This window comes from Mesorhizobium sp. M7D.F.Ca.US.004.03.1.1, from assembly GCF_003998635.1.
GTDB classification, from domain to species: domain Bacteria; phylum Pseudomonadota; class Alphaproteobacteria; order Rhizobiales; family Rhizobiaceae; genus Mesorhizobium; species Mesorhizobium loti.
Genome location: NZ_RZQG01000784.1, coordinates 1 through 2820, shown reverse-complemented (window position 1 = coordinate 2820; position 2820 = coordinate 1). Strand labels below are relative to the sequence as shown.

Annotated in this window: 3 protein-coding genes; 1 reads left to right on the top strand and 2 read right to left on the bottom strand. The window is 62.3% G+C overall.

Annotated elements, in window-relative coordinates; translation table 11 throughout:
* Together EN935_RS29775 and EN935_RS29770 are read right to left on the bottom strand one after the other, a co-directional pair.
* A partial coding sequence (locus tag EN935_RS29775; protein ID WP_164771439.1) for a thiosulfate sulfurtransferase GlpE occupies positions 1 to 353 on the bottom strand: 353 nt, incomplete at its 3' end.
* A gap of 186 nt (positions 354 to 539) precedes the next feature.
* Positions 540 to 2345 carry an IlvD/Edd family dehydratase gene (locus EN935_RS29770; RefSeq protein ID WP_127265292.1) on the bottom strand — a complete coding sequence of 602 codons (1806 nt, stop codon included), beginning with the start codon at positions 2343 to 2345 and terminating at the stop codon, positions 540 to 542.
* Between the two features lie 146 nt (positions 2346 to 2491).
* Here EN935_RS29770 and EN935_RS29765 point away from each other — a divergent pair.
* On the top strand, positions 2492 to 2820 hold a 329-nt coding region (locus EN935_RS29765; RefSeq protein ID WP_127373910.1), incomplete at its 3' end, for a carbon monoxide dehydrogenase subunit G.

The window sequence follows — 2820 nt, the reverse complement described above, 5'->3', positions numbered from 1 at the left end:
CCCTTTTCATTACGTGGCGGCATCTTTTCGGTGCGAACCAGAAGCCCCCCGGCATCGCGCCAGGCCTCAAACCCGCCTTCAAGGGATTCGGCTGATATCCCCTCATGGCGCAACCATGCGGCGACGCCTTGCGAAAGCTTTTGCCCCTTCTGGCAGACGACGGCCACCGGCTTGCCGGCGAACCCGGCGGCCCAGGTCGAAACGGTTTTGAAATCGCGCCGGCACGAAGCCGGCAACAGGCGCGGATCGGCCTCGAAATCGTCATCGACGCGGACATCGATGATGACAGGCGCACCCGGCAGGCCGATCAGACGGGACAGTTGCGATACAGTGATAGCAGTTGTTGACGGCATGGCGTCCACCTCCTGGAAGAGAAGCTTGGACGCGAACGTTGGGCTGACGCCTCACGGGGTCGTCGCGATGCACCCCTTGTCATCATGGTGGATACAACGCGCGGGCTTGTCAAGGATGGTGACGGGCTCGACCTATTGGTCGGGACTGGCGACCTGACTGATCAAGCCGCCAGTTGTCGATGCGTGTCAGTGATTGTCCCTGGGAACACCGCTTGTGTGCGCGACATCCTGATATTTCACCGCTGGCTTCAGCACCATTCCCTCTGAAAACTGCGCAACCATGCCACGCTGGATCTCCTGCCAGGGCGTCTGGTGCTTGGGATAGTGATAGCCGCCATTGTTCTGCAGTTCGGCGCGGCGCCGGGTGATCTCGTCGTCGGTGACGAGTATATCGGCCGTGCCCTTGCGCAGGTCGATGCGGACACGGTCGCCCGTCTTGAGCAGAGCCAATCCGCCGCCGATGGCGGCTTCCGGCGAGGCGTTGAGGATCGACGGCGAGCCCGACGTGCCCGACTGGCGGCCGTCACCGATGCAGGCAAGCGCGTGGATGCCCTTCTTGATGAGGTAGGCCGGCGGCTGCATGTTGACGACCTCGGCACCGCCGGGATAGCCGACCGGACCAGCGCCGCGCATGAACAGGATGGTGTGTTCGTCGATGCCTTGCGCCGGGTCGTCGATGCGAGCGTGGTAATCCTCCGGCCCATCGAAAACCATGGCGTTGCCTTCGAAAGCCTCTGGATCCTTGGGATTGGACAAATAGCGTTCGCGGAATTCCGGCGATATGCCGCTGGTCTTCATGATCGCCGAATCGAACAGATTGCCCCTGAGGTTGATGAAGCCTGCATTGGCCTTCAGCGGCTTGGCGACAGAGCGGATGACGTCGGGGTTTTCGTTGGCGACGCCCTCGCTATTCTCACCGATCGACTTGCCGTTGACGGTGGGTGCGCCGGGATGCGGCAACAGCCCGCCCTTCATCAGTTCGGCGATGACCGCCGGCACGCCGCCGGCATGATGGTAGTCCTCGCCGAGGTATTCGCCCGTCGGCTGCAAATTGACCAGCAGCGGCACATTGAGGCCGACCGTCTGCCAGTCGTCATTGTCGAGCTTGACTCCAAGGTGTCGGGCGATGGCGTTGAGATGGATAGGCGCGTTGGTCGAGCCGCCAATGGCCGAATTGACGACGATGGCGTTCTCGAAAGCCTCTCTCGTCATGATATCGGACGGCTTCAGATCCTCATGCACCATCTCGACGATGCGTTTTCCGGTCTCATAGGAAATCTGGCCGCGCTCGCGGTAGGGGGCGGGAATGGCGGCCGAGCCCGGCAACTGCATGCCAAGCGCCTCGGCCAGCGAGTTCATCGTGGTGGCGGTGCCCATGGTGTTGCAATAGCCGGTGGACGGCGCCGAGGACGCGACGATGTCCATGAACTCGTCGTAGCCGATCTCGCCGGCCGAAAGCCGCTGGCGCGATTCCCAGACGATGGTGCCGGAGCCGGTGCGCTTGCCCTTGTGCCAGCCATTGAGCATCGGGCCGACCGACAGGGCGATGGCCGGGATGTTGACCGTGGCCGCCGCCATCAGCAGCGCCGGCGTGGTCTTGTCGCAACCGATGGTCAACACGACGCCGTCGAGCGGATAGCCGTAGAGCACCTCGACCAGGCTGAGATAGGCAAGGTTGCGGTCGAGTGCTGCGGTCGGGCGCTTGCCGGTCTCCTGGATCGGATGGCAGGGGAATTCGAACGGAATGCCGCCCATCGAGACGATGCCTTCGCGCACGCGCTTGGCGAGTTCGATATGGTGGCGGTTACACGGCGAAAGATCGGAGCCGGTCTGGGCGATGCCGATCAGCGGCTTGCCGGACATCAGTTCAGCGCGCGTCAGGCCGTAATTCAGGTAGCGCTCCAGATAGAGCGCCGTCATGCCCGGATTGTCGGGATTGTCGAACCACTCCTGCGAGCGAAATTTTTTCTTGGTGGTGGGGGCGCCTGCCATCGTGGTCTCCGTATTTGTAAGACAAATCGATATGGCAACGCGCGTAAGCAGGCAAGAGGGCGTGCGGTCGCAACCGGACTTTGGTGTGATAGACACGCACCCTGCCGTGCGTTAGGGCTTCAGGCAGTCTTGTCCGGGAGGTTTTCATGGCTTTGGTGATCGAAGGCGAGGAACGCATTGCCGCACCCCTGCAAAAAGTGTGGGAAGCGCTGAACGATCCCGAGGTCTTGAGGGCGACCATTCCCGGCTGCCAGAGCCTTGAGATGAAGTCGCCGACCGAAATGGCGGCGACCGTGGTGGTGAAGATCGGGCCGATCAAGGCGACGTTCAATGGCGAGGTGACGCTGAAGAATCTGAAGCCGCCGCACTCCTACACCATCCAGGGCGAAGGCAAGGGCGGCATTGCCGGCTTCGCCAAGGGCGGCGCCGACGTGACGCTGACCGAAGATGGACCGGATACCACGGTGTTGAAATA